Annotated in this window: 25 protein-coding genes; 7 read left to right on the top strand and 18 right to left on the bottom strand. The window is 64.6% G+C overall.

The features are described from left to right. Positions 1-137 precede the first annotated feature (137 nt). Complete coding sequence (gene rpmJ, locus CH273_RS23620; protein WP_025347279.1) at positions 138-251, bottom strand: 50S ribosomal protein L36; 114 nt, start codon at positions 249-251, stop codon at positions 138-140. A gap of 89 nt (positions 252-340) precedes the next feature. Continuing rightward, positions 341-562: a translation initiation factor IF-1 gene (gene infA, locus CH273_RS23615; RefSeq protein ID WP_005140011.1), complete on the bottom strand. Its 222-nt coding sequence runs from the start codon at positions 560-562 to the stop codon at positions 341-343. A gap of 347 nt (positions 563-909) precedes the next feature. Here infA and CH273_RS23610 point away from each other — a divergent pair, with 347 nt between their 5' ends. Next, the gene (locus tag CH273_RS23610; protein WP_052050180.1) at positions 910-1,803 is read left to right on the top strand and encodes a glycosyltransferase family 2 protein; all 894 of its coding nucleotides are present in this window, start codon (positions 910-912) and stop codon (positions 1,801-1,803) included. A gap of 2 nt (positions 1,804-1,805) precedes the next feature. Here CH273_RS23610 and map read toward each other — a convergent pair whose 3' ends face one another. From map to rpsH, 9 genes are all read right to left on the bottom strand, one after another. Beyond that, on the bottom strand, positions 1,806-2,603 hold the full coding sequence (map, locus tag CH273_RS23605; RefSeq protein WP_032397529.1) for a type I methionyl aminopeptidase: 798 nt from the start codon (positions 2,601-2,603) through the stop codon (positions 1,806-1,808). Next, on the bottom strand, positions 2,603-3,157 hold the full coding sequence (locus CH273_RS23600) for an adenylate kinase (protein WP_032397530.1): 555 nt from the start codon (positions 3,155-3,157) through the stop codon (positions 2,603-2,605). Before CH273_RS23600 ends, map begins: the two co-directional genes overlap by 1 nt. Further along, a complete protein-coding gene (gene secY / locus CH273_RS23595) occupies positions 3,154-4,476 on the bottom strand; it encodes a preprotein translocase subunit SecY (RefSeq protein WP_032397531.1) in 1,323 nt (440 codons plus the stop codon). The genes CH273_RS23600 and secY overlap by 4 nt, the downstream gene beginning before the upstream one ends. 315 nt (positions 4,477-4,791) lie before the next feature. Then, entirely contained in the window at positions 4,792-5,235 is a 444-nt protein-coding gene (gene rplO / locus CH273_RS23590; protein ID WP_032397532.1) for a 50S ribosomal protein L15, read from the bottom strand. A 2-nt stretch (positions 5,236-5,237) separates the two neighbouring features. Next, on the bottom strand, positions 5,238-5,417 hold the full coding sequence (gene rpmD / locus CH273_RS23585) for a 50S ribosomal protein L30 (protein ID WP_032397533.1): 180 nt from the start codon (positions 5,415-5,417) through the stop codon (positions 5,238-5,240). Further along, positions 5,417-6,088, bottom strand: coding sequence for a 30S ribosomal protein S5 (gene rpsE / locus CH273_RS23580; RefSeq protein ID WP_032397534.1), 672 nt, complete (start codon positions 6,086-6,088; stop codon positions 5,417-5,419). Before rpsE ends, rpmD begins: the two co-directional genes overlap by 1 nt. Before the next feature lie 34 nt (positions 6,089-6,122). Next, positions 6,123-6,539 (bottom strand): 50S ribosomal protein L18, encoded by a 417-nt coding sequence (rplR, locus tag CH273_RS23575; RefSeq protein WP_032365631.1) that lies wholly within the window; start codon positions 6,537-6,539, stop codon positions 6,123-6,125. A 1-nt stretch (position 6,540) separates the two neighbouring features. Continuing rightward, a complete protein-coding gene (rplF, locus tag CH273_RS23570) occupies positions 6,541-7,080 on the bottom strand; it encodes a 50S ribosomal protein L6 (protein WP_032397535.1) in 540 nt (179 codons plus the stop codon). 14 nt (positions 7,081-7,094) lie between these two features. Continuing rightward, positions 7,095-7,493, bottom strand: a complete 399-nt coding sequence (gene rpsH, locus CH273_RS23565) for a 30S ribosomal protein S8 (protein WP_008718266.1) — start codon at positions 7,491-7,493, stop codon at positions 7,095-7,097. 395 nt (positions 7,494-7,888) lie between these two features. Here rpsH and CH273_RS23560 point away from each other — a divergent pair, with 395 nt between their 5' ends. Then, a complete protein-coding gene (locus tag CH273_RS23560; RefSeq protein ID WP_052050183.1) occupies positions 7,889-9,256 on the top strand; it encodes a type I glutamate--ammonia ligase in 1,368 nt (455 codons plus the stop codon). Between the two features lies 1 nt (position 9,257). Next, the gene (locus tag CH273_RS23555) at positions 9,258-9,956 is read left to right on the top strand and encodes a DUF6885 family protein (RefSeq protein ID WP_032397536.1); all 699 of its coding nucleotides are present in this window, start codon (positions 9,258-9,260) and stop codon (positions 9,954-9,956) included. 92 nt (positions 9,957-10,048) lie between these two features. On the opposite strand, the gene CH273_RS23550 is transcribed toward CH273_RS23555, so the two are convergent. The 4 genes from CH273_RS23550 to rplN are packed head-to-tail and all read right to left on the bottom strand — an operon-like array spanning position 10,049 to position 11,499. After that, positions 10,049-10,234, bottom strand: coding sequence for a type Z 30S ribosomal protein S14 (locus CH273_RS23550; RefSeq protein WP_008718273.1), 186 nt, complete (start codon positions 10,232-10,234; stop codon positions 10,049-10,051). A 4-nt stretch (positions 10,235-10,238) separates the two neighbouring features. Further along, positions 10,239-10,811, bottom strand: coding sequence for a 50S ribosomal protein L5 (gene rplE, locus CH273_RS23545; RefSeq protein ID WP_008718275.1), 573 nt, complete (start codon positions 10,809-10,811; stop codon positions 10,239-10,241). 1 nt (position 10,812) lies between these two features. Continuing rightward, the gene (rplX, locus tag CH273_RS23540) at positions 10,813-11,130 is read right to left on the bottom strand and encodes a 50S ribosomal protein L24 (RefSeq protein WP_032397537.1); all 318 of its coding nucleotides are present in this window, start codon (positions 11,128-11,130) and stop codon (positions 10,813-10,815) included. Further along, entirely contained in the window at positions 11,131-11,499 is a 369-nt protein-coding gene (gene rplN / locus CH273_RS23535) for a 50S ribosomal protein L14 (RefSeq protein ID WP_032397538.1), read from the bottom strand. It abuts the gene before it with no gap. 239 nt (positions 11,500-11,738) lie between these two features. Here rplN and CH273_RS23530 point away from each other — a divergent pair, with 239 nt between their 5' ends. Genes CH273_RS23530 through CH273_RS23515 form a run of 4 tightly spaced genes read left to right on the top strand, consistent with a single transcriptional unit; the run spans position 11,739 to position 17,925 of the window. Further along, the gene (locus CH273_RS23530; protein WP_032397539.1) at positions 11,739-12,776 is read left to right on the top strand and encodes an endonuclease domain-containing protein; all 1,038 of its coding nucleotides are present in this window, start codon (positions 11,739-11,741) and stop codon (positions 12,774-12,776) included. Continuing rightward, the gene (locus tag CH273_RS23525; RefSeq protein ID WP_032397540.1) at positions 12,773-13,417 is read left to right on the top strand and encodes a hypothetical protein; all 645 of its coding nucleotides are present in this window, start codon (positions 12,773-12,775) and stop codon (positions 13,415-13,417) included. The genes CH273_RS23530 and CH273_RS23525 overlap by 4 nt, the downstream gene beginning before the upstream one ends. Positions 13,418-13,434: 17 nt before the next feature. Beyond that, positions 13,435-16,560: an ATP-binding protein gene (locus tag CH273_RS23520; RefSeq protein WP_032398244.1), complete on the top strand. Its 3,126-nt coding sequence runs from the start codon at positions 13,435-13,437 to the stop codon at positions 16,558-16,560. A gap of 27 nt (positions 16,561-16,587) precedes the next feature. Continuing rightward, positions 16,588-17,925, top strand: a complete 1,338-nt coding sequence (locus CH273_RS23515; protein WP_032397541.1) for an AIM24 family protein — start codon at positions 16,588-16,590, stop codon at positions 17,923-17,925. A 63-nt stretch (positions 17,926-17,988) separates the two neighbouring features. On the opposite strand, the gene rpsQ is transcribed toward CH273_RS23515, so the two are convergent. Genes rpsQ through rplP form a run of 3 tightly spaced genes read right to left on the bottom strand, consistent with a single transcriptional unit; the run spans position 17,989 to position 18,925 of the window. Further along, complete coding sequence (gene rpsQ, locus CH273_RS23510) at positions 17,989-18,267, bottom strand: 30S ribosomal protein S17 (RefSeq protein ID WP_032397542.1); 279 nt, start codon at positions 18,265-18,267, stop codon at positions 17,989-17,991. Then, on the bottom strand, positions 18,264-18,509 hold the full coding sequence (rpmC, locus tag CH273_RS23505; protein WP_027496314.1) for a 50S ribosomal protein L29: 246 nt from the start codon (positions 18,507-18,509) through the stop codon (positions 18,264-18,266). Before rpmC ends, rpsQ begins: the two co-directional genes overlap by 4 nt. Then, on the bottom strand, positions 18,509-18,925 hold the full coding sequence (rplP, locus tag CH273_RS23500; RefSeq protein WP_027496313.1) for a 50S ribosomal protein L16: 417 nt from the start codon (positions 18,923-18,925) through the stop codon (positions 18,509-18,511). Before rplP ends, rpmC begins: the two co-directional genes overlap by 1 nt. Positions 18,926-18,928 lie beyond the last annotated feature (3 nt).

The following is an 18,928-nucleotide window of genomic DNA, read 5'->3' as shown; positions in this document are numbered from 1 at the left end:
GGTGTGAAGCGTCTTTCAACCAACTCAGTGGGGCCCCGGCCTCCGTGCCGGGGGTATGCCGCAACGCGTGTGTCGCGGTTGGTGCTGGGAGGTCATCTTCTAGCTGTTGCCAAGCCGACGTGCGAAATGCTCGGTGGTTATCCCTGACGCTGCTTGTGACGCAGGTTGTCGCAGATCACCATGACGCGCCCGTTACGACGAATCACCTTGCACTTTTCGCAGATCTTCTTGACGCTCGGCTGAACCTTCACGTCGTTGATCTCCTGTGTGTAGCTCGGCCCCACTGCAGGCAGCGGCTCCGAGCATGGTTCCCCCCGACCGGACGTGGCCGGGGAAGCTCTTACTTGTAGCGGTAAACGATGCGTCCACGCGTGAGGTCGTAGGGCGAGAGCTCTACCACGACGCGATCCTCGGGAAGGATGCGAATGTAGTGCTGACGCATCTTTCCGCTGATGTGAGCGAGTACCTTGTGGCCGTTTTCGAGCTCAATGCGAAACATCGCATTGGGCAGCGGTTCGACAACTCGGCCCTCTACCTCGATAGCACCGTCTTTCTTGGCCATATCCTCCGCGATCCTGGCTCTCACACCTGGTTGATTGCATCTGTTTCCGTTACCGTGATGCCCACTGACCGACCCGAATCGACGGGCCGACGTGCCGCCGGAACGGTTCGCAGGCCACCAGGGCACGCGAACATCCGGTACGCAGGGCGCACCGTCGATCCATGTTACCGGGTAATGCACGTCTGGCCAAATGCGTTCCGCATCCATGCTCCGGGTCAACGGTTGCCCCAGTTCGATTTCCTGAGCTAGCGTTCTGCCCGGCTGTATCCCAGCCGCACAACACGGGCCGTCCCGCCTGCCCTCGCAGCGGCGGCCGTGTCCGCGACGACGACCACGAGGCACCCCTCTTGAGCTCAGACACGCGCGCCGGCAACCCGGGCGTATCCGTCATCATTCCGGTACACAACTCCAAGGACGTTCTCGACGATCAACTGCGAGCTCTCGCTCGACAGGATTACGAGCATCCCTTCACGGTGATCGTCAGCGACAACGGCTCGACCGACGGCCTTCGCGAACACATCGAGAACCATTGCCTCCGTAGAGCGCTCGACCTGCAGTACGTCGACGCTGCGGGAACCCCGGGCGCATCGTTCGCACGTAACAGAGGTGCAGACGCCGCCCGCAGCGACCTGCTCGCCTTCTGCGACGCGGACGACGCGGTCCACCCGAACTGGCTCCGGCGCATCGTCGCCGGCCTCGACGAGTACGACATCGTGGGTACCGGCCTGGAGACGGAGACGCTGAACTCCGCTGCCGTGCGCGCATCGACACCGTTCGCACCGCCCTCGGATCAGGGCAAGTCGACATTCCTACCGTTCGCCATCGGTGCCAGCATGGCGTGCCGCAGATCGACCTACGTCGAGCTCGACGGCATGCTCGAGTACGTTCACGCCAGCGAGGACATGGAGTTCTCGTGGCGCGCACAGCACGCGGGGTATCGACTGCTTTTCATCGCCGAACCACTGGTGTCGTACCGACTTCGCACCGGACGTCGGGAGAACTGGAAGCAGGCAGGCGCGCTCGGGTACGGATCGGCTCACGTACGCGGACTCCACCGAGCACACGGCTGCCCGCCCTTCCGGGCTCGCACGATCTCCGTCGCCCTGCTGATGCTCGGCGTACGAAACCCACTGCTTCCCACTGCAGTGACCAGGATGCCGACTCGACTCTGGCTTCGTCTGGTGGCTGCGCATCTCGGACTGGTCCGCGGCGGCCGACGCTACGGATCACTGGCCTGGTGACCCTAGCTGGGTCGTAGTGTCAGGATCCGCGGCCCGTCCTCGGTGACGGCAACGGTGTGTTCCCAGTGCGCCGATCGGGATCCGTCGGTGGTCACGACCGTCCAGCCGTCGTCGAGAATGTCGGTGTCGTACGTGCCGAGGGTCAGCATGGGCTCGATTGCCAGAGTGGATCCGACGACCAGCTCCGGTCCCTTACCCGGCGCACCCTCGTTCGCGAGGAACGGGTCCATGTGCATCTCACGACCGATGCCATGACCGCCGTATCCGTCGACGATCCCGTACTTGCGGCCGTGCGCCTGCTCGGCCGCGTGGGTTCCGGATTCGATGGCGTGCGAGACGTCGGTGAGCCGATTGCCTGGAAGCATCGCGGCGATACCTGCCTCCATCGACAGCCTCGTCGCCTCGCTCAGCATCGCATCGGCTTCGATGATGTCGCCGACACCGAATGTCCACGCCGAGTCTCCGTGCCAACCGTCGAGAACCGCCCCACAGTCGATGGACACCAGATCGCCTGCGACCAGGAGCTCGTCCGCCGACGGAATGCCGTGCACCACACGGTCGTTGACCGACGAACAGATGCTGCCGGTGAAGCCGTGGTAACCGAGGAACGACGGCACCGCACCGGCGTCACGGATGACGGCCTCGGCAACTCTGTCGAGCTCGAGCGTCGAGACACCGGGAACCGCCGCTGCCCGCACTGCCACCAGAGCAGCGCCGACGACCGCGCCGGCCGCAGCCATCGCGTCGAGTTCGCCGGCACTGCGGAACGGCACGACCTTCCGTTTACGGCCGAATGCCATTACTTGCCGTGGTCCTCGATGGACTTCAGCGCGCGAGCGTTGACCTCGTCCACCTCACCGATCGCGTCGACCGTCACGAGTTGTCCCTCGTAGTAATCGAGCAGGGGCGCGGTCTCGTCCCGGTACACCTTGAGTCGGTTCCGAATGACGTCTTCCTTGTCGTCCTCGCGTCCACGCGCGAGCATGCGTTCGACGACGACGTCCTCGTCGACGACGAACGAGAGTACGGCGTCGAGCTTCGCGTTCAGGTCCGCCAGGATGCCGACCAGTGCCTCGGCCTGACCCACCGAACGTGGGAAGCCGTCGAGCAGGAAGCCGTTCACGGCGTCGGGCTCGGAGAGGCGGCTGCGGACCATGTCCACGGTCAGCTCACTGGGAACGAGGTCGCCTGCATCGAGGTACTTCTTCGCCTCGAGTCCGAGCGGCGTCTTCTCACCGATGTTCGCGCGAAACAGGTCGCCGGTCGAGATGTGTGGAACGCCCAGCTTCTCGGACAGGAGGACGGCCTGGGTGCCTTTGCCGGCACCGGGGGGACCGAGCAGAACAAGTCTCACTTGAGGAACCCTTCGTAGTTACGCTGCATCAGCTGGCTTTCGATTTGCTTCACGGTATCCAGGCCGACGCTGACCATGATCAGCACGGCGGTGCCACCGAAGGGGAGGTTCTGTCCTCCACCCGAACTGCCGATGTCGAGGAACAGGTTCGGGAGCACGGCGATGGTGCCCAGGTAGACCGCGCCCGGCAACGTGATGCGACTGAGGACGTAGTTCAGATAGTCGGCGGTCGGCTTGCCCGGACGAATGCCCGGGATGAACCCGCCGAACTTCTTCATCTCGTCGGCGCGCTCTTCGGGGTTGAACGTGATCGCCACGTAGAAGTACGTGAAGAACACGATCAGACCGAAGAAGATCGCGATGTACACCGGGTTGGCCGGGTTCACCAGGTACTCGTTGATGATGCGCTGCCACCAGCTCGGATCGACCGCGGTGCTGGCCGAGGTGAGCTGGGCGATCAGGTTGGGCAGATACAGCAGCGAGGACGCGAAGATCACCGGGATGACGCCGGCCTGGTTGACCTTGAGCGGAAGGTAGGTGGAGGAGCCGCCGTACATCTTTCGACCGACCATGCGCTTGGCGTACTGGACGGGAATTCGGCGCTGACCCTGCTCGACGAACACCACGCCGGTGATGATCAGGAACGCTGCGAAGCAGACGAATCCGAACACCAGCCCACCACGGCTCTCGAGGATCGAGTTGCCCTCGGAGGGGATACGCGAGGCGATTCCGGCGAAGATGAGCAGCGACATTCCGTTGCCGACGCCGCGCTCGGTGATGACCTCACCGAACCACATCACGACGGCTGCACCTGCGGTCATGACGAGCACGATGATGACGAGGCCGAAGATGCTCTGGTCGGCGATGATGTCCTGCTGGCATCCCTGCAGAAGTTGGCCGCGGGAGGCGAGGGCCACCAGGCCGGTCGCCTGCAGGATGGCCAGCGCGATCGACAGGTAACGCGTGTACTGCGTCATCTTGGCCTGCCCCGACTGTCCCTCCTTGCGGAGTTCCTCGAACTTCGGGATGACGACGGTGAGCAGCTGCACGATGATGCTGGCGGTGATGTACGGCATGATGCCGATCGCGAACACCGAGAGCTGGAGGAGCGCTCCACCGGAGAACAGGTTGATCAGCGAGTAGATGCCCGCAGAGTCTCCACCGGAGACCTGGTCGATGCATGCTCGGACATTGGCGTAGTCGACACCCGGCGACGGCAGCGTGGCACCGAAGCGATACAGGGCCACCAGACCGAGCGTGAAGAGGATCTTCCGTCTCAGGTCAGGAGTCCTGAGGGCCGACACGAAGGCGGAAAGCAAAGATCCTCCTGGCACGACTGCGTTGACGCTGCGAGTGCTTCGTCAGGAGCGCAACCGGCGCTCCTGTGAGCCTCACGAGCATGGACTGCAGGCGACATGCATCGCCCGCATCGAAACGAACTTCTGTGAACTCTAGAACTCTAACAGTGCGTATCGAACCGCCCGACGGTCAGTGTTGGACCCTGTCCGTTCGGTCGAGTACGGCACGTGGTGCCGAGGCAACGATGGCCGCAGCTCAGCTGCGAGAGCTGTGGCTGCGGCCATCGTCACGAACTGCTGCCCGATGCGCTGCTACTCAACGCATCGGAGCAATGCTCATACCTCGGTTGCAGAACCGCCGGCAGCGGCGATCTTTTCCTTGGCGGAGCCCGTGAACTTGTTGGCCGAGATCTCGACCTTCACGGTCAGGTTTCCGTCGCCGAGAACCTTGACGGGCTCGTTCTTGCGAACGGCACCCTTGGCGATGAGCTCGGGGATACCGATCTGACCGCCCTCGGGGAACAGACGCTCGATGTCGCGCAGGTTCACGACCTGGAACACGACACGGTTGCGGTTGGTGAAGCCCTTGAGCTTCGGGAGCCGCATGTGGAGGGGCATCTGGCCACCCTCGAAGCGTGCCGGCACGTTCTTGCGTGCGCCGGTTCCCTTGGTACCGCGACCTGCGGTCTTGCCACGCTTGCCACCTTCACCACGGCCGACACGAATCTTCGTCGACTTGGATCCGGCTGCGGGGCGCAGGTGGTGCAGTTTGATGGTCATGGTTAGACCTCCTCAACGATTACGAGGTGGCGCACCGTGTTGACCAGTCCGCGGTTCTGCGGGTTGTCCTCGCGGACGACCGTCTGGCGGATGCCCTTGAGCCCGAGAGTACGCAGGCTGTCACGCTGGTTCGCCTTCTGGCCGATGGTGCTCTTGATCTGGGTGACCTTCAGCTGAGCCATTACTTCACCGCTCCTGCCTGTGCGCGTGCGCGCAGCATTCCGGCGGGTGCAACCTCTTCGAGGGTCAGGCCGCGGCGAGCCGCAACTTCCTCGGGACGCTGCAGACCCTTGAGGGCTGCGACGGTCGCGTGCACGACGTTGATGGCGTTGTCGCTACCGAGCGACTTCGACAGCACGTCGTGGACACCGGCGCACTCGAGCACGGCACGCACCGCGCCACCGGCGATGACGCCGGTACCGGCACTGGCCGGACGCAACATGACGACGCCTGCTGCGGCTTCGCCCTGGATGGGGTGCGTGATGGTGCCGGCGATCATCGGGACGCGGAAGAAGCTCTTGCGAGCCTCCTCGACACCCTTCTGGATGGCCGCGGGAACTTCCTTGGCCTTGCCGTAGCCGACGCCGACCAGTCCGTTGCCGTCACCGACGATGACGAGGGCGGTGAAGCTGAAGCGTCGACCACCCTTGACCACCTTGGAGACGCGGTTGATCGTGACGACCTTCTCGATGAAGTTCGACTTGTCCGCAGCGTTGCCGCCACGGCCGTTGTCACGACGGTCACGACCGCCACCGCGGTTGTCGCCGCGCTGGTTGTTGTCGCCACCTGCGTTGGGGCCACTGTTCTGTCCGGCGGGGCCGCTTCCGCCGTCACGCCGTTGACGTCCCGGCATCAGGCTGTCCTTCCGTTGTCAGTCATTGTCATCATCAGAACGTCAACCCGCCTTCACGGGCTGCGTCTGCGAGTGCCGCGATGCGGCCGCTGTAGTTGTTGCCGCCGCGGTCGAACACGACTGCCTCGACGCCTGCTGCCTTCGCGCGGCTGGCGATGAGCTCGCCGACCTTCGCACTGACGGCCTTCTTGTCGCCCTCGAGGGCGCGCACATCGGCTTCGATGCTCGACGCGCTGGCCAGCGTGTGGCCGGCGAGGTCGTCGATCAACTGCACGTGGATGTGACGCGAGGACCGGTTGACGACCAAGCGGGGACGCTCGGGCGTGCCGGAGATCTTCTTGCGAAGGCGGAAGTGACGACGTGCCTTCGACAGGCGACGCTTCGTCGAGACGTCGGTGCCACGCGGAGTGCGCTTGACGACGTTCGCCTTGTCTGCTGTTTGCTGGCTCATATCACTTACCCGTCTTTCCGACCTTGCGGCGGATCACTTCACCCTCGTAGCGGATGCCCTTGCCCTTGTACGGGTCCGGACGCCGCAGACGACGAATGTTGGCAGAGATCTGACCGACCTTCTGCTTGTCGATGCCGACAACGGTGAATCGCGTGGGCGACTCGACCGTGAACGTGATGCCCTCGGGTGCTTCGATCAGCACGGGATGGCTGTAACCGAGTGCGAACTCGAGGTCCTTGCCCTTGAGTACGACGCGGTAACCGACGCCGTGAATCTCCATCTTGTTGGTGTAACCGTTGGTGACACCGGTGATGAGGTTCGCGACGAGAGTGCGCGACAGTCCGTGCAGTGCACGGCTCTTGCGCTCGTCATCGGGCCGGGTGACGGCGATGGTGCCGTCGTCGGCGCGAGCGATCTGGATGGGCTCGGCGACCGTCAGGCTCAGGGCACCCTTGGGGCCCTTGACCGCAACGTTCTGGCCGTCGATGGTGATATCGACTCCAGCGGGGACCGGTACCGGCAATTTTCCAATACGTGACATGGTGGTGGCCTCCCCTACCAGACGTAGGCGAGGACTTCTCCGCCCACACCCTGCTTGGCCGCCTGACGCTCCGTGAGCAGACCTGTGGACGTGGAGATGATCGCCACGCCCAGGCCGCCGAGAACCTTGGGCAGATTGGTGGATTTTGCGTATACCCGGAGACCGGGCTTGGAGACGCGTCGCACGCCGGCGAGGCTGCGCTCACGGCTCGGGCCGTACTTCAGATCGACGATGAGGGTCTTGCCCACCTCGGCGTCTTCCGTGCGGTAGTCGGAGATGTAGCCCTCGCGCTTGAGGATCTCGGCGATGTTCGCCTTGAGCTTCGAGTGGGGAAGCTTCACCTCGTCGTGGTACGCCGAATTGGCGTTGCGCAGACGGGTCAAGAAGTCTGCAATTGGATCGGTCATCGTCATGGTGTGACCTGTGCACCTTTCTCGCAGCGGTTCCCATGCAGCACGCGCGAGCTGGTGCCCCTGGATTCTCGAAAACCCGGCGGGCCTGGCTCGTCACATCGTGGGCCTACAACGAAGTGAACATGTCCTGACCGACTGTTGCCGGTCAGGGGTTGCGCTCCAAGCAATGCATCGCTGCACTGCCAGGTGTTTCGAGCTTCCGCATTTCGATGCTGACGTGCGGAGAACTCGAGGTTGCGTTTTCATTGCAAGGACTCGCGTGCAGGCACGACGAAGCCCGGGCAACCGCTCTAGTGTAGGCATCGCGCACCCGAAGACCAAATCGCCTTACCATTGCGCGACGGCTCGGGTCCAGTCGGACACCCCGGCGTCCACTTCTTCGCTAACGTCGGACCATGACGGACTCGAAGGCAGTCGACATCGATCACCTCACCCACACTCTGCGTGACCGCACCATCGCCGGGGTGACGATCGGGTGGGTCGACAACAACGGCATCGTCCGATCACGCACCGTGCCCACCGCAGAACTGACCGCCGTCGCACGTCGCGGCGTAGGAGTCACCGCGGTGTTCGCGGTGTTCGATTCGCACGACGGGATCACCTTCGCTCACGAGGGACTGTCGACGCCGTCCGGCGATGTTCGGTTGATTCCGGTGATCGACAACGCGTCGAGCGTGGTTCCACTTGCCGGCCAACCGGGGCTTGCCTGGGTACACGGCAGGCAGCTCTCCGCGGACGGCTCTCCCTGGCCCTACGACCAACGCGCTGTTCTCGAGCGGCAGGTGCAGAAGGCGTCCGATGCCGGATTCGAGGTGCGGGCCGGATTCGAGATCGAGTTCGCCCTGACCCGGGAATCGGACGGACTGTCCGCCCATCGAGGACCTGCCTACTCCGCCAACGCGCTCCGCGATGTCGACGAATTCGTCGCATCGCTGCTGCACGCCCTGTCTGCGAACGGTGTGAGCATCGGTCAGATTCACGCCGAGTACGGCATGTCCCAGATCGAGATCGCGCTCGCGCCACTCGATCCCCTTGCTGCAGCCGATGCGCAAGTTCTCGCGCGGCAGACGATCCACTCTGCCGCCAAAGCTCACGGCCTGCGGGCGAGCTTCGCTCCCCTGCCCTCGTCCAGCAGTGCAGGCAACGGATGGCACCTGCACACGTCACTGGTTCGCGACGGGCACAACGCTCTCACCGGAGACGGAGAGCATGGATTGTCGGAGACCGGGCAGTCGTACATCGCGGGCCTGGTTCGAGAGCTGCCGGGACTCACTGCCGTCACCGCACCGAGTTCGGGATCCTTGCTCCGACGTCGACCCGGATACTGGGCCGGTGCCTTCGGGTTCTGGGGCGTCGAGAACCGCGAAGCGGCAGTACGGCTCATACCCGGTTCTGCCCTCCTCGGTCCCGATCACACCAACGTCGAGTTGAAGGCGTGCGACGCTTCCGCCAATCCGTATCTGGCGCTTGCCGTCACCATCGCGGCCGGCATGTCGGGAGTGGCCGATTCGGCGACGTTGTCGCCACCGGTTCAGGAGGATGTGGGCGGCTGGGACGATGCCCGTCGCGACGCCGCCGGTATCTCCCCACTCGCGACGACCCATGCCCAACAACGGGAGAACCTACTGTCGTCGGCGCTGGTCGCAGACGTGTTGGGCGAAGAGCTTCTGGGCGCGTTCGTTGCCTGCCGGGACGCCGATGCAGCGTGGGCGGAGAGCCACACCGAGGACGAACTGCTCGAATCACTGCGCTGGATCTACTGACATGCTGCGACGGTTCCCCGGCGTCGGCGCAATCGTCTCTGCCCTCGACAGCGCTCTGCCACAACCGGATCAGCTCTGCGGACCGTTCTCGGCATCGATAGCGTCGACGGCCGTCGTGGGCGACGACGCACCGGACGTGACTGCACTCGCGATCGCATCGGGATCCGCGATCTGGCCGGGCGAGACCGTCGCGGCCCGTCCGCCCGGAACGCCCCGGATCACCGACGGGTGGGATTGCCTACCGAGGGCCGCATCGATCGATGCGGCCGGGACCACAGCGACAGGTCTTGCGACGGGCATCGAGACGGCGACCGGAGGACGCGTCGTGGTGGTTCCGATCGTGGGGCCCGGTTCCGACGGGCTCCGCCTGCTCCTGACCCGCCTGGCCGACGTGCAGTTCCGGTTCGGCCTGGTTGCGAATGTGCACACCGAAGACCTGACCGAATTCGATTGGAGCGTAGGACATTTCGTGACCGTCCTGGGAATGGACACCGTCGAGGACGTGGTTGCGATTGCCGATACCTATCGAGAGCTCGGAGTCGCGGGCATGCCGGCCGGATGTCGAACCGTTCCCACCGACACTCTCGCGTCTGCGATGTCCGAACGTGGCCTGCTCCTTCTCGTCGACAACGACGACCGTTCTGCCGCACTGGATCTGACTCGGTCACTCGATCTACGAAACGACGTGTGGTCGGTCTGAGACGGGAGGCCTGAGCAAACGCGAAATGGGCGTGGGTTCCTTTCGGAACCCACGCCCATCAGCGTGGTGTGGTGAAGCCCGGAGGCCTCAGATCACCAGGAGCTCTTGCGAACTCCGGGAAGCTCTCCGGCGTGTGCCATCTCGCGCACGCAGATACGGCAGAGGCCGAACTTGCGGAACACGGAATGGGGACGGCCGCAGCGGTTGCAGCGAGTGTATGCACGCACCGCGAACTTCGGCTTCTTGTTGGCCTTGTTGACCAATGCCTTCTTCGCCATGGACTCAGTTCTCCTTGAACGGGAAGCCGAGGTGCTTGAGCAGCGCGCGGCCTTCTTCGTTGTTGGTTGCGGTGGTTACTACGGTGATGTCCATGCCGCGCGGACGATCGATCTTGTCCACGTCGATCTCGTGGAACATCGACTGCTCGTTGAGGCCGAACGTGTAGTTTCCGTTGCCGTCGAACTGCGTGCCCGAGAGGCCGCGGAAGTCCCTGATTCGGGGAAGGGCAATGGAGACCAGACGGTCGAGGAACTCCCACATGCGGTCGCCACGGAGGGTGACGCGTGCGCCGATGGGCATTCCTTCGCGCAGCTTGAACTGTGCGATGGACTTGCGTGCCTTGCGGATCTCCGGCTTCTGGCCGGTGATGGCAGCGAGGTCGGCAACTGCACCGTTGATCAGCTTGGCGTCACGGGCGGCGTCGCCGACACCCATGTTGACGACGACCTTGACGATGCCGGGGATCTGCATGACGTTCTCGTATGCAAATTCGGTGTTCAGGGCGTCTTTGATCTCGGCGCGGTAGCGCGCCTTGAGGCGGGGCTGTTCGCCCGCGATGTTTTCGGTGGTAGTCATCTCAGATGTCCTTCCCGTTCTTCCGGGAAACACGAACGCGCTTGCCGGTTTCTTCGTCGGTCCGGTAGCCCACGCGAGTGGGATTGCCGTCCGAGTCGACCACTGCGACGTTCGATACGTGGATCGGGGCTTCCTGGGTGACGATTCCACCCGAGGATGCGCCGCGCTGGTTGGCGGAGACCGCAGTGTGCTTCTTGATGCGGTTCACGCCCTCGACCAGAACCTTGGAGTCAGCGGGGTAGGCCTGAATGACCTTGCCCTTGGCACCCTTGTCCTTGCCTGCGATCACGAGAACGGTGTCGCCCTTGTGCACCTTCATTTACAGCACCTCCGGGGCGAGCGAGACGATCTTCATGAACTTCTTCTCACGCAGCTCACGGCCGACCGGGCCGAAGATACGAGTTCCACGGGGATCGTTGTCCGGCTTGATCAGCACCGCAGCGTTCTCGTCGAAACGGATGTACGAGCCATCCGGACGGCGACGCTCCTTGATGGTGCGGACGATGACGGCCTTGACGACCTCACCCTTCTTGATGTTTCCACCGGGAATGGCGTCCTTCACCGTAGCTACGATGATGTCGCCGATTCCGGCGTAGCGACGTGACGAACCACCGAGAACGCGGATGCAAAGGATTTCCTTCGCGCCCGTGTTATCAGCGACGCGTACTCGCGACTCCTGCTGAATCACTAACTTCTCCTTGACCTGGATGTACGTACGTGCCGGATTTCCGTCCCGACACGCGCGGTCGGCTGCTGGGTACGGGCACACGAAGGCACACCGCTGCCACAGGCAACCGGTCAAGTGTAGGGGAACGGGTCCCCGGCATCCAAATCGTCGTCACCGGGCCACCCGCCGTCACCTGCGCCCTTCGGGGCAATCGGTACGGTTCTGGGGATGGGACATCTTCGGATCGACGGGGCGCGGCGATGACGTCGGAGCGCGACGACACCGCGTGGTGGTCGAGTCTGCCCCTGGACCGGGTCGTGCGCATCCACGGGGTCACCGAGCGTGATCTCGCCGAATCCGTGAACCCTCTACCGCTGGACGCACCTGCGATCGTGTTCTTCGCGATCGATCCCACGACGGCCGATCGTGCCGTCGATCTCGTCGATGCAGTGGTCACGGAACTCGAGAACGCCGCCGTCGATTCGGTTCCGCTGTGGCTCACCGACTTCGACCATCACTCCGGCTCGTCGTCGTTGGATCGACGCGCTGCTCGCGTCGCCGCCGCTCGGCTCGGTGCCGACACCGCACACTTCGGCCCCTACGTCGGGGCTCTGGCAAACGCAGCCGTCGCGGGGAGTGCGCCGCGTCGAGCCGCATTCACCGTCGAAACTCGCGCAGCAGGCTCGACCCGAATACTTGCCTCGGCTCGTCGAAGAAGCCTTGCTGCGCTCGTGTTGGTCGTGCCGGCCGGAACGGATGCCGGAGTCGTCGGGACAGCTGCGGAATGGCTGTGCACGCACGCCGGTGCAGCGGTGTGGGTGACGGGCGACGGGGCGTCGAACATGGACCGGTTCCCGTCCGTTGCGGTACACGCGCCCGCCGTGCCCGCTGGGGTCGAGACCGTGGTCGATCGGTTCCGACCCCTGAGCTATCCGCCGATCGCCGGACATCCGCACCCGGCCAGCGATCCGGAGAAGCGCCTGTATCGAGCGCTGGACGTGCACGACTGGGCTGCGGGGCGGGAGCACAATCGTTCGATCCGGCTCGGCGAGCTCGGCCGACCGTTCACGGTCGACGTACTGTGGCGCACCGAGAAGATCGTCGTGGAAATCGACGGCAACGAGCATCGCGCCGTCGACCGTTTCGCCGAGGACCGCGTGCGCGACAACCAACTGCAGACACACGGCTACATGGTGTTGCGCTTCACCAACGCTCAGGTGATCGACGATCCGCAACGTGCGGTAGCTACCATCCGCGAAGCAGTATCGAGAATACGATCGAAGGGGGATCCTCGATGAGTACCGAAGACCTGAACGGGACCGAGGCGGCAGTGCTGCTGGTCCTGATGGCCGAGGCAAGTCCGGTCAAGAACTCCGAACTCAAAGCGATGGGCCCCGAGCTCGCGAAGCCGTCCCGCGACAAGCTGAAGAACGCCGGTCTCGTCGAAGTGAATTCGTCCGTGCGACCGATGACTCTCGAACTCACCGACAAGGGATGGCGGGTCTGCGGCGAACTCATCGGCGGAGAACCACCGGCTCGATCGACCGGCGCGGGCAAGGCCATGTTCACCGTGTTGGCGGGGTTGCGACGGTGGCTCGATCGCACCGACGCCCGCCCGGCGGATGTGTTCTCGCCGCGAACAGAGGAGCCCGAACCCGTCGAGAAGACCGAGACCGCGGTCGACATCGAAGCCTCGATTCGCGCGGCCTACGCCGGGCTCGCCCGCGAACCCGGCAGCACCGTCCGACTGTCCAGATTGCGAAACGAATTGCGCGACATACCCAGAACCGATCTGGACGACGCTCTCGCGCGCCTGCGTCGCGCCCCGGACGTCTCGTTGATACCGGAGGAAAATCAGAAGACGCTGACCGACGAGGAACGCGCCGCGGCCGTCGTCGTCGGAAATCAGCAGAACCACCTTCTCTCGATCGAACCATGATGGGCGTTGAGTCGACGATGACGGACAGCGAGCAGATCCGAGCTCTCGAATCGGTGCGGCTGAGTTGGGCACCGACACCCGACGACGTGTGGCGTTCTCAGTCGAACGTGCACGTACCGGGGATGCACGAACGCGTGTTCCTCGAGGTGATGAACGCGTACGACGACGCGGACGCCTCCGACGACGCGAGTCCGCTCGGAGTCGTCGTGCGCGGCCCGGCCGGTTCGGGCAAGACGCACCTGCTCGGCCAGGTGCGAGAAGAAGTACAGCTCAAGGGCGGGTACTTCTTCCTGATCAGGTTGCTCGACGCCGCCGGATTCTGGCGTTCGACGCTGATGGGGATGCTCGACGACCTGATGCGTCCGTCCGGCCGCGGATCGGACAGCCAGCTCGGGCTGTTGCTTCGACGGCTCTGCGAGATCGGCGACATCGCCGAGGATCAGCGCGCGAAGATCATGGGCGAGAGCATGATCGACGCGGACACGCTCAACGATTTCGTCACCGCGGTGTACAAGGTTCACCCGCGCCATCGACGGACGTCGCAGCGCACGCTGCGCGCCCTCGTGCTGTCCATCGCCCCCGATTCGGCCGTTCAGGATCTGGGCGACGCGTACCTGCAGTCCATCGACGACGTCGATCCCGACGAGTTCTCGGCCTGGGGCATCCGCCGGGCCGAGCTCGGCCATCAGGGCATCGCCGAGAACATCTCGCGTCTGCTCGCCATCACCGGTCCGACCATCCTCGCGATCGATCAGATCGACACGCTCGTGGCGCAGTCTCGTACCGGATCGGATCAGGAGTTCGCCGACGCGCAGGAAGACAAGGTCGTCGAACAGCTCGCACACGGCTTGATGTCGCTGCGCGAGACCCTCCCCCGGACTGCCTCGGTGCTCTCCGCGCTGTCGAGCGCCTGGGAACTGATTGCCGCACGCGGAGTCGCGCCGATGCGTGACCGCTTCCGAGTCACCCAGTCGCTCAAGCCGATTCCCTCCTCGGACATCGGTCGCCTGCTACTCGGACGACGGCTGGCCGCGTGCTTCCTCGAGGCCGGGTTCACGCCACCGCACCCGACGTGGCCGGTCGCGCCCGACGCGTTCGAGCAGGCCCCGGATTTCACTCCGCGCCAGCTTCTCATCGCCGTCGATCGGCACATCAGGCACTGCCTCGACACCGGCGTCGCGTCGGAGTTGGAGAGCTTCACCGACAGATCCGGTCCTACCGATGCGCCCGACCTGCCCACGGCGCGGGTCAACGAACTCGATGCGCTCGACGATCGCTACGAGCAACTTCGTGGACAGGTCGACGTCTCCGTTCCGTTGCGACCCGACAGCGAGGACTCGATCGTTCCCGCACTGTTGTCCGCGGGTCTGACGGCGTGGATTCACGAGCATCAGTCGTCCGACGACAGCCTGGCCCAGGATCCGCCGCCGAGCGGCAAGCCGGCGCTGCACGCCCGCCTGCGTCACACCGTCGACACCGACACCGACGACGAAGAGCACTGGTGCTTCCGCGCCGTGACGTCCGGCAACGCGCGGGCCGCCTTGGCCCGGGTCGAGCGGGCCGTGACGACGGCGGGCCTGCGCGTCGACATGCCGAGGCGACGGCTGATCCTGATCAGGAACGACCCGTGGCCGAACGGCGCGAAAACCGAGCAGACGATCGCGGCCCTGCACCGCGCCGGTGGCGTCGTGGTGCCCCTCGGGGACGAGGACCGCAGGGCGCTGGCGGCGTTGTCGATCCTGTTGGCCGAGAACTCCCCCGCGCTCACGTCCTGGTTGCTCGCACGCAAGCCGGCGCACGATGTCGAATTGTTCTCTGCGGTGCTGCCTGCAGTCAGTGTCGTGGACGACGACACCGCCCTCATCGAACCGGAAGCGACACCCTCCGTACCGGAGTCGTCGACGAGCCGAAAGCCGTCCATCGTCGTCGGTGCCGAGGTCAGCACCGGTGCCGATGTCGCCATTCCACTCGAGGCATTGCGCAAGCACACGGCGATCTTCGCGGGATCCGGCTCGGGAAAGACCGTTCTGATTCGCCGGCTGGTGGAAGAATGTGCCCTACAAGGTGTTTCGGCGATCGTGCTGGACGTCAACAACGACCTGGCTCGGCTGGGCACCGCGTGGCCCGAGGACGAGAGGACGTGGCCACCGGGTGACGAGGCCAAGGCAACGGCGTACCTGCGCGACACCGACGTCGTGGTGTGGACCCCGCGCAAGTCGGCCGGCCGGCCGCTCAGCTTCCAGCCGCTACCCGACTTCGCCAGTGTCGTCGGCGACGCGGACGAGTTCGAGGCCTCCATCGAGTCCGCTTTGGCCTCGCTCGAACCGGCCGCGGGTGTACTCGGGACGTCACAGAAGGCCAAACATGGTCGGGCTGTGCTGAAATCGGCCCTCGACCAGTTCGGTCGTCGTTCGCGGGGCGGGGATCTGTCCGACTTCATCGACCTGTTGGAAGAATTCCCCGAGGACGCGAGCGAAATGCGCGATGCGGTACGCATCGCTGCCGGACTGGCCGAGAATCTCAAGGCCGCCGCCGCGAACGATCCGATGTTCGCAGGCGCGGGCACGCCGGTCGACCCAGCTGTGCTGCTGACGCCGGCCGAGGACAAGAAGGCTCGGGTGTCGGTGATCAACCTCGCGGGGCTGACCACCGACGAGCAGAAGCAGAGTTTCGTCAATCAACTCCAGATGGGGTTGTTCGCCTGGATCAAGAAGAATCCGGCAGGCGACCGGCCACTCGGGGGATTGTTCGTGATGGACGAGGCGCAGAATTTCGCACCCTCCGACCGGAGCACAGCGGCAACGCACAGCACCCTGGCCCTGGCGTCGCAGGCCAGAAAGTACGGACTGGGACTGGTGTTCGCCACGCAGTCCCCGAAGGGCCTGCACAATCGCATCGCGGGCAATGCGTCCACGCAGTTCTACGGTCTGCTCAACAGTCCATCGCAGGTCGATGCAGCCAAGGAGATGGCGCGGGTGAAGGGGGGCTCGGTTCCCGACGTCGGACGCCTGCCCGCCGGTCAGTTCTACGCGGCTGTGGAAGGCGCCGAATTCCGACGCACCGCCACTCCCCTGTGCCTGTCCTACCATCCGAAGAGTCCGCCGACCGAGGAAGAGGTCATCGAGCTGGCGCGACAGCCCTGACGCCATGACAGTGGCACACTGGATTCGGTGAAAACCCTCGCTCGCGGGGAGAACTGCCCCGCTCCGGCCGGTCCTCTGACGGTCACGCTCACGGCATCGACCTCGGTGGACGTCTCCGCGCTGCTGCTGGGTCCGAACGGTCGGGTGCGTTCGGACGCGGACCTGGTGTTCTACAACCAGCCCTCCGCCTCGGGCGTCGAGTATCGCCGCACCCCCACCGGTCACCTGCTGATGTTCGACGCCGCTTCCGTCCCCGCCGGCGTCGACACCGTGGCCGTGGCTGCGTCCCTCGACGGAACGGGACCCGCGACGTTCGCGGCCGCGGGCCCGACTGCGGTGACGGTGTCCGATGCGTCGGACACGGCACTGGTCGGCTTCACTGCCGATGCACTCGGCGACGAGAGCGCACTGGTGTGTCTGGAGTTCTATCGGCGCGGCGAGCAGTGGAAGATCCGCGCCGTCGGCCAGGGATACGCCGATGGCCTGGCCGGTTTGGCCACGGCGTTCGGCATCAGCATCGACGAGGACGACCCGACGCCCGACCCGACGGCCTCCGTCGAGCAACCTCTCCGTCCCACGCAGTCACCTGCGTCGTCCACCGATTCATCAGCCCCTCGAGGAGTTCTGGCCATGAGAAGTGAACTGTTCGCGCCCGCTCACGCCGAGGTTCCCGGTTCGGGTATCCAGAAGCAGGGCAGCAAGATGTGCCGCATCGGGATGAACGGCGAGGTGATGGCCCGGGCCGGTTCGATGGTGGCGTATCAGGGCAATCTGCAGTTCGAGGCGAAGGGGTCCGGTGGGATCGGCCGGGCTCTGAAACAGGCGCTCTCGGGTGAGGGTGTTCCTCTGATGAAGGTCACCGGTCAGGGCGACCTCTTTCTCGCCAACGCCGCTCAGGACGTTCATCTCATCGACCTGGACGGCACGGACGGGTTGACCATCAACGGGGCCAATGTGCTGGCTTTCGAGAGTTCGCTGAGCTACGACATCAAGCGGGTGCAGGGTGCCGCGGCAGGCGGCAATGCCGGTTTCTTCAACTGCGTGTTCTCCGGACGCGGCCGGATTGCCATCACCACGGACGGGGTTCCGGTGGTGCTGAACGTCGACCAGCCGACCTTCGCGGATCCACAGGCTGCGGTCGCGTGGTCGTCGTCCTTGCAGACGAGAGTCAAGAAGAACGATTCGTTCGGACTCGGCACGCTGATCGGTCGAACGACGGGTGAGCGCTTCACACTCGAGTTCTCGGGTCAGGGATTCGTCGTGGTTCAGCCATCGGAGCAGCCGCCCGGTGGCCTGGTCGGTGGCAGCGGCAGCGGGGAGCAGGCCGGGGTCGGCGGCGCGCTCGGAGGATTGTTGGGCAGGTAGGGCCGCACACCGGAACGCAAAATGCCCGCTCCCAGGAAGGGAGCGGGCATTTGTGTGCAGGTACTACTTGGCCTTTTCGAGAACCTCGACCAGTCGCCAGTGCTTCGTGGCGGACAGCGGGCGGGTCTCCATGAGCTGAACGCGATCGCCTACGCCGGCGTCGCCCTTCTCGTCATGTGCCTTGACCTTGGTGGTACGACGGATGATCTTGCTGTAGAGGGGGTGCTTGACCCTGTCCTCGAGCTCGACCACGATCGTCTTCTCCATCTTGTCGGATACGACGTAGCCGATCCGGACCTTACGGTTGTTGCGCTCTTCAGTCACAGTCTTTTCCTCGCTCATGCCGCGTCACCTGCAGTGTCCTCGGAAGGACCAGATGCCAAGCCGAGCTCACGCTCGCGCAGGACGGTGTAGATGCGCGCGATCTCGTGACGGACGGTGCGCAGTCGACGGTTGTTGTCCAACTGGCCGGTAGCCATCTGGAAACGAAGGTTGAACAGCTCTTCCTTCGACTCACGCAGCTTGGTGACCAGCTCTTCACCGGTGAGCTCGCGGAGCTCTGCGGCTGGGGTTCCGGTAGCCATCAGAACTGCTCCTCCCTGGTGATGATGCGTGCCTTGATGGGCAGCTTGTGGATGGCGCGAGTCAGTGCCTCACGCGCGATGGTCTCGTCGGGGTACGACAGCTCGAAGAGCACACGACCCGGCTTGACGTTCGCGATCCACCACTCGGGCGAACCCTTACCGGAACCCATGCGGGTCTCGGCAGGCTTCTTGGTGAGCGGCCGGTCCGGGAAGATGTTGATCCAGACCTTGCCGCCACGCTTGATGTGGCGAGTGATCGCGATACGAGCGGACTCGATCTGACGGTTGGTGATGTAGGCGGGCTCGAGAGCCTGGATGCCGTAATCACCGAATGTCACCTGAGTTCCGCCCTTGGCGGCACCCGAACGCTTCGGGTGGTGCTGCTTGCGGTGCTTGACCCGGCGGGGGATCAACATGCG

Origin of the sequence: Rhodococcus sp. 05-339-2, assembly GCF_002258965.1 — a bacterium.
Classification (GTDB): domain Bacteria; phylum Actinomycetota; class Actinomycetes; order Mycobacteriales; family Mycobacteriaceae; genus Rhodococcoides.
This window is presented reverse-complemented; position numbering and strand designations above follow the sequence as displayed.

What these genes read in the sequence shown, in the direction of transcription:
- CH273_RS23560 (WP_052050183.1), top strand. Translation starts at nt 7,889, where the DNA reads ATGACGGACTCGAAGGCAGTCGACATCGATCACCTCACCCACACTCTG.
- rplR (WP_032365631.1), bottom strand. Translation starts at nt 6,539, where the DNA reads ATGAGCCAGCAAACAGCAGACAAGGCGAACGTCGTCAAGCGCACTCCG.
- CH273_RS23550 (WP_008718273.1), bottom strand. Translation starts at nt 10,234, where the DNA reads ATGGCGAAGAAGGCATTGGTCAACAAGGCCAACAAGAAGCCGAAGTTC.
- rpsH (WP_008718266.1), bottom strand. Translation starts at nt 7,493, where the DNA reads ATGACGATGACCGATCCAATTGCAGACTTCTTGACCCGTCTGCGCAAC.
- CH273_RS23520 (WP_032398244.1), top strand. Translation starts at nt 13,435, where the DNA reads ATGACGGACAGCGAGCAGATCCGAGCTCTCGAATCGGTGCGGCTGAGT.
- rplO (WP_032397532.1), bottom strand. Translation starts at nt 5,235, where the DNA reads ATGACCATCAAACTGCACCACCTGCGCCCCGCAGCCGGATCCAAGTCG.
- rplF (WP_032397535.1), bottom strand. Translation starts at nt 7,080, where the DNA reads ATGTCACGTATTGGAAAATTGCCGGTACCGGTCCCCGCTGGAGTCGAT.
- rplE (WP_008718275.1), bottom strand. Translation starts at nt 10,811, where the DNA reads ATGACTACCACCGAAAACATCGCGGGCGAACAGCCCCGCCTCAAGGCG.
- rpsQ (WP_032397542.1), bottom strand. Translation starts at nt 18,267, where the DNA reads ATGAGCGAGGAAAAGACTGTGACTGAAGAGCGCAACAACCGTAAGGTC.
- rplX (WP_032397537.1), bottom strand. Translation starts at nt 11,130, where the DNA reads ATGAAGGTGCACAAGGGCGACACCGTTCTCGTGATCGCAGGCAAGGAC.
- rpmC (WP_027496314.1), bottom strand. Translation starts at nt 18,509, where the DNA reads ATGGCTACCGGAACCCCAGCCGCAGAGCTCCGCGAGCTCACCGGTGAA.
- CH273_RS23530 (WP_032397539.1), top strand. Translation starts at nt 11,739, where the DNA reads ATGACGTCGGAGCGCGACGACACCGCGTGGTGGTCGAGTCTGCCCCTG.
- CH273_RS23555 (WP_032397536.1), top strand. Translation starts at nt 9,258, where the DNA reads ATGCTGCGACGGTTCCCCGGCGTCGGCGCAATCGTCTCTGCCCTCGAC.
- rpsE (WP_032397534.1), bottom strand. Translation starts at nt 6,088, where the DNA reads ATGCCGGGACGTCAACGGCGTGACGGCGGAAGCGGCCCCGCCGGACAG.
- rplP (WP_027496313.1), bottom strand. Translation starts at nt 18,925, where the DNA reads ATGTTGATCCCCCGCCGGGTCAAGCACCGCAAGCAGCACCACCCGAAG.
- map (WP_032397529.1), bottom strand. Translation starts at nt 2,603, where the DNA reads ATGGCATTCGGCCGTAAACGGAAGGTCGTGCCGTTCCGCAGTGCCGGC.
- rpmD (WP_032397533.1), bottom strand. Translation starts at nt 5,417, where the DNA reads ATGGCTCAGCTGAAGGTCACCCAGATCAAGAGCACCATCGGCCAGAAG.
- CH273_RS23525 (WP_032397540.1), top strand. Translation starts at nt 12,773, where the DNA reads ATGAGTACCGAAGACCTGAACGGGACCGAGGCGGCAGTGCTGCTGGTC.
- infA (WP_005140011.1), bottom strand. Translation starts at nt 562, where the DNA reads ATGGCCAAGAAAGACGGTGCTATCGAGGTAGAGGGCCGAGTTGTCGAA.